Source organism: Amycolatopsis sp. NPDC102389 (assembly GCF_044765885.1).
In the GTDB taxonomy this organism is placed as follows: domain Bacteria; phylum Actinomycetota; class Actinomycetes; order Mycobacteriales; family Pseudonocardiaceae; genus Amycolatopsis.
In genome coordinates this window covers 27419-32030 of the sequence record NZ_JBIWKX010000079.1, presented here as the reverse complement: position 1 = coordinate 32030, position 4612 = coordinate 27419, and the positions used below count along the sequence as shown (strand labels likewise).

Below are 4612 nucleotides of genomic sequence, written 5' to 3'. Positions count from 1 at the left end.
CGGGGGGGGGGGGGGGGGGCGGCGGGGTCCGGCCGCCCCCCCCCCCCCCCCCCCCCCCCCCCCCCCCCCCCCACCCGCACCGACCATGCCACGTTTGACTTACCCCTCAAATAGAACCCTCTTTGCCGCTCACGACTCCCTTGCGGAACCGTGCAGACTACCCAAAGCGGACGCTGGCAGCCCGAAGCGTGTCCTTTGTGGACATTTACCGCGCGATCGGCCCTCGTCGGTCAGCGCGGACCCAGGCCGCAAAGGGTGCGCGGCACGCCATATTTGACTTGCCCCTCAATAAGTTGGAGTCGTTCATTCCTGGCCGGTCTTCGCCAGCCTCGACGGCCACCAGATCTTCCGTCCGACGTCCACCGCCAGGGCCGGTACCAGCAGCGAACGCACCAGAAGCGTATCGAGCAGGACGCCGAACGCGACGATGAAAGCCAGCTGTGCCAGGAAAAGGATGGGCAGGACGGCGAGAGCGGCGAAGGTCGCGGCGAGCACGACGCCCGCGGACGTGATCACGCCGCCGGTGACGCGCAGGCCGCGCAGCGTCCCGTCCCGCGTGCCGATCCTGCCCGCCTCTTCGCGGACCCTGGTCATCAGGAAGATGTTGTAGTCGATCCCCAGCGCGACAAGGAAGACGAAGCCGAACAGCGGGACGACCGGATCGGCGCCGGGGAAGTCGAAGACGTGGTTGAACACCAGCGCCGAGACGCCCATCGTCGCGGCGAAGGACAGCACCACCGTGCCGATCAGCAACAACGGCGCCAGTAGCGACCGCAGCAACAGCGCGAGCACGAGGAAGATCACGACCAGGACGATCGGGATGATCACCATCCGGTCGTGCTCGGAGGTCTCCCTCGTGTCGAGCAGGGTGGCCGTGGGCCCGCCGACCTTGGTGCCCTCGACGGTGTGCACGGCGTCGCGGATCCGTTGCACCGTCGCGACGGCGGCGTCCGAGTCCGGCGGATCGGCGAGTACGGCGTCGATCTTCGCGAGCCCGCCCGCTTCGCCGCTTTGGCGGACGTCGGAAACGCCGGGAACGCGGGCCGACGCGGTGACGGCCGGAGCCTGACCGGCGGGGGTGATGATCACCGTGGGCGAGCCGGAGCCGCCGGGGAAGTAGCGCGAGAGGACTTCCTGCCCCGCGACGGAATCGACCGGCGTGAGGAAGACGTCGGACTGCGCGGTGCCGGAGGCCTTGAGCTGGGGGAGGAACGCGCCGCCCGCGAGCAGCACGACGGTCGTGATGATCCAGATCGTGCGCGGTGCGCGGGCGACCCGGCCCGACACGCGTGCCCAAAGCCCGCCGGTCTCCTCGCGAGGCGGGGCCACTGCCGGGCGGAAGGGCCAGAAGGCGTTGCGTCCGCACAAGGCCAGGACGGCGGGCAGGAACGTGATGGTCGTGAGGAAGGCCGCGCCGATGCCGATGGCGGCGACCGGGCCGAGTCCCTTGTTGGAGTTCAGATCGCTGAACAGCAGGCACAACACGCCGAGGATCACGGTCCCGGCGGAGGCCGCGATCGGCTCGATGGTCGAGCGCCAGGCCGTGCGGAGCGCGGCGCGGGCGTCGTCGGTGGTCCGGAGTTCTTCGCGATACCGCGAGATCATCAGGAGCGCGTAGTCGGTGGCGGCGCCGAAGACGAGGATGAACAGGATTCCCTGGCTCTGCCCGTTCAGCGCCAGCACGTCGTGATCCGCGAGCAGGTACACCGCGAGGCTCGCCGTTCCCAGCGCGAACACCGCCGACAGCAGGACGAGCAGGGGAAGCAACGGGCTCCGGTAGACGATGACCAGGATGACCGCGACCACCGCGCCCGCGACCAGGAGCAGCAGCCCGTCGATCCCGCCGAACGCCTTCTTGAGATCGGCGACCTGGGCGGCGGGCCCGGTCACGAGCACTTTCAACCCGTCCGGGGTGTCACGGGAGAGCGACTCTCGCAGTGCCTCGACGCCGTCGCCGGGGTCGCTCGTGGCGTCCAGGAGCACGACCACTTGTGCGCCCGCGTTGCTCTCCGGCGCCGGGACGAGCCGCGCGTTCGCCGTCCGGTCGGCGAGGAACCGCTTGTCCTCCTCGGTGAGGCCCGATGGCCGCTCGGCGACGACGATCGCCGGGATGACGGCTGAGCTCGAGAACTGCTTCTGGAGCTCGCCCACTTCGGTCGCTTCGGCCGACGCCGGCAGGAAACTGCTGCTGTCGTTCTCCGTGACCTGGCTGAGCTTGCCCGCGTACGGGCCGCTGAAGCCGCCGAAGATCAGCCAGGCGACCGCCACGAGGGCTGGGAGCAGCCACCGCAGACGTGACCGCGTGCGGGCGGGGCGTTCGACTTCCGAGATCATGGACGGATGGCTCCCGTGACACTACTTCGACGAGTGAATAGTTCGACCATCGAAATAGTAGAGTGGTCATCCGGACGGGGCAACGTGAGGGGAGCTTCCCGACATGGCTGAGGACGCCGAACAGGTCACCGACGACCTGCTCGTTCTCCTGCTGCGGCAGTTGACCGTCGAATCGGACCGGTTCGCGGAGATGTTCGGTGAGACGCACGGCCTGCACCGGACCGACCTCAACGCGCTAGCGGTGATCATGGACGCGGCCAAGATGGGGACGCCGATGAGCCCGAGCATGCTCGCGAGCGCGTTGCACCTGAGCGCGTCGGCGACGACGTCGGTGCTGGACCGCCTGGAGCGGGCCGGGCATCTCTACCGGGACCGGAGCGCGACCGACCGGCGCAAGGTCGAGCTGCGGATGCACGAGCAGGCGCGGGAGATCGGCGCAGAGTTCTTCCTGCCTCTCGGCCGGCGCTACGCCGAAGCGTGGCGGGAGATGGGGGACGACGAACGGCGGACGGTCGCCCGGTTCCTCCGGAGCACCATCGCCGCGACCGTCGAGGTGCGGGGCCGCCTGGCACCGTGAACACTCGGGGGCATGCGATGTGTGGTGCTCGGGGCGACGGGATATGTCGGCGGGCGGTTGGTGCCGCAACTGCTCGAAGCGGGTCACGAGGTCCGCGTGGTGGCCCGATCGCCGGAGAAGGTCGCCGAGGAGCCGTGGCGCGACCGTGTCGAGGTCGAACGCGGCGACGTCACTGATCCGGCCTCGATCGAGACGGCGCTGACCGGCTGCGAGGTCGTCTACTATCTCGTGCATTCGTTGGCGCGCAAGGACTTCGTCGACGTCGACCGCGAGGGGGCGAAAACGGTCGCCGAGGCGGCGAAGACGGCGGGCGCGCGGCGGCTGGTGTATCTGGGCGGCATCGTCCCGGACGACGAGGAGTTGTCGCCGCACCTGGCGTCGCGCGCCGAAGTGGGCCGGGTCCTGCTCGACTCCGGGGTGCCCGCGATCGTGCTGCAGGCAGCGGTGATCATCGGCTCCGGCTCGGCGAGTTTCGAGATGCTGCGCTACCTGACGGAGCGGCTTCCGGCGATGGTCACCCCGCGCTGGGTGCGCAACCGCATCCAGCCGATCGCCATCCGGGACGTGCTGCACTACCTGGTGCACGCCGCGGAACTGCCGTCCGAAGTGAACGGTGCCTTCGACATCGGCGGGCCCGACGTGCTGACCTATTTGGACATGATGCGCCGCTACGCCGTCGTCGCGGGCTTGCCGAGGCGCGCCGTCGTACCCGTGCCGGTGCTGACTCCGTGGTTGTCCGCGCAATGGGTCAACCTGGTCACGCCCGTGCCGAAATCGATCGCCGTACCGCTGATCGAATCGCTGGTGCACGAAGTCGTCTGTCACGACCACGCGATCGCCGAGCACATCCCCGACCCGGAGGCGGGGCTGACCCACTACGAACGCGCCGTCGAGCTGGCGCTGTCCCGGATCCGCAACGCCGACGTGCCGACCCGCTGGTCGGACGCGTCGACCGCGCCGTCGGATCCGCTGCCGACCGATCCGGAGTGGGCGGGCGGGACGGTCTATGAGGACAAGCGCGAGCAGCGGACGGACGCTTCGCCGGAGGCACTGTGGGACGTCATCGAGTCCATCGGCGGGGAACACGGGTGGTACTCGTTCCCGCTGGCCTGGTCGGTCCGCGGCTGGGCCGACCGGCTCGTCGGCGGCGTCGGCTTGCGGCGCGGCCGTCGGGATCCGCGACGGCTGCATCTCGGCGAGGCGCTGGACTGGTGGCGCGTCGAATATCTCGACCGGCCGCGGCTCCTGCGGTTGCGGGCGGAGATGAAGTTGCCGGGACGCGCGTGGCTCGAACTCGGCGTCGAGTCCGATGAGGACGGTCGGACGGTCTACCGGCAGCGCGCGGTGTTCGAGCCGCACGGGCTGGCCGGGCACGCGTACTGGAAGGGGATCGCGCCGTTCCACGGTGTCGTCTTCGGCGGCATGGTCCGCAACATCACCGGTGCGGCGCAGAAAGCAGGCGGGTAAGGCCCCCAGTCCCGCGTGCGAGCCGGTGGCGCGGTGCTGGAGCGGACGACACGACGGAACCGCCACCCGTGCACCCGCAGTACCTATCCAAGGACGGTTCTCTTGAGGGGTAAGGCAAAGATGGTGTGTCGGGGGGGGCCAAGTAAAGGGCGGGGTGGGGGCCCCAAAGTGGTTTGGGGAACCAAAACCCTCGGCCCCCCCCCCACACCACCCCCCACCCCAACCACCCCAACA

At 69.6% G+C, this 4612-nt stretch carries 3 protein-coding genes; 2 read left to right on the top strand and 1 reads right to left on the bottom strand.

Features of this window, described 5'->3' with window-relative positions:
- Nucleotides 1-303: 303 nt before the first annotated feature.
- On the bottom strand, nt 304-2334 hold the full coding sequence (locus tag ACIRGA_RS37170; protein ID WP_400950810.1) for an MMPL family transporter: 2031 nt from the start codon (nt 2332-2334) through the stop codon (nt 304-306).
- A 103-nt stretch (nt 2335-2437) separates the two neighbouring features.
- Between ACIRGA_RS37170 and ACIRGA_RS37165 the strand changes: the two genes are divergently transcribed.
- Both ACIRGA_RS37165 and ACIRGA_RS37160 read left to right on the top strand, forming a co-directional pair.
- Nucleotides 2438-2911, top strand: a complete 474-nt coding sequence (locus ACIRGA_RS37165; RefSeq protein ID WP_400950808.1) for a MarR family winged helix-turn-helix transcriptional regulator — start codon at nt 2438-2440, stop codon at nt 2909-2911.
- A 12-nt stretch (nt 2912-2923) separates the two neighbouring features.
- The gene (locus ACIRGA_RS37160) at nt 2924-4378 is read left to right on the top strand and encodes an SDR family oxidoreductase (protein ID WP_400950806.1); all 1455 of its coding nucleotides are present in this window, start codon (nt 2924-2926) and stop codon (nt 4376-4378) included.
- Nucleotides 4379-4612 lie beyond the last annotated feature (234 nt).

Bases quoted from the DNA above. Each gene is read 5' to 3' on its own strand.
- ACIRGA_RS37170 (WP_400950810.1), bottom strand. From the start codon at position 2,334: ATGATCTCGGAAGTCGAACGCCCCGCCCGCACGCGGTCACGTCTGCGG.
- ACIRGA_RS37165 (WP_400950808.1), top strand. From the start codon at position 2,438: ATGGCTGAGGACGCCGAACAGGTCACCGACGACCTGCTCGTTCTCCTG.
- ACIRGA_RS37160 (WP_400950806.1), top strand. From the start codon at position 2,924: ATGCGATGTGTGGTGCTCGGGGCGACGGGATATGTCGGCGGGCGGTTG.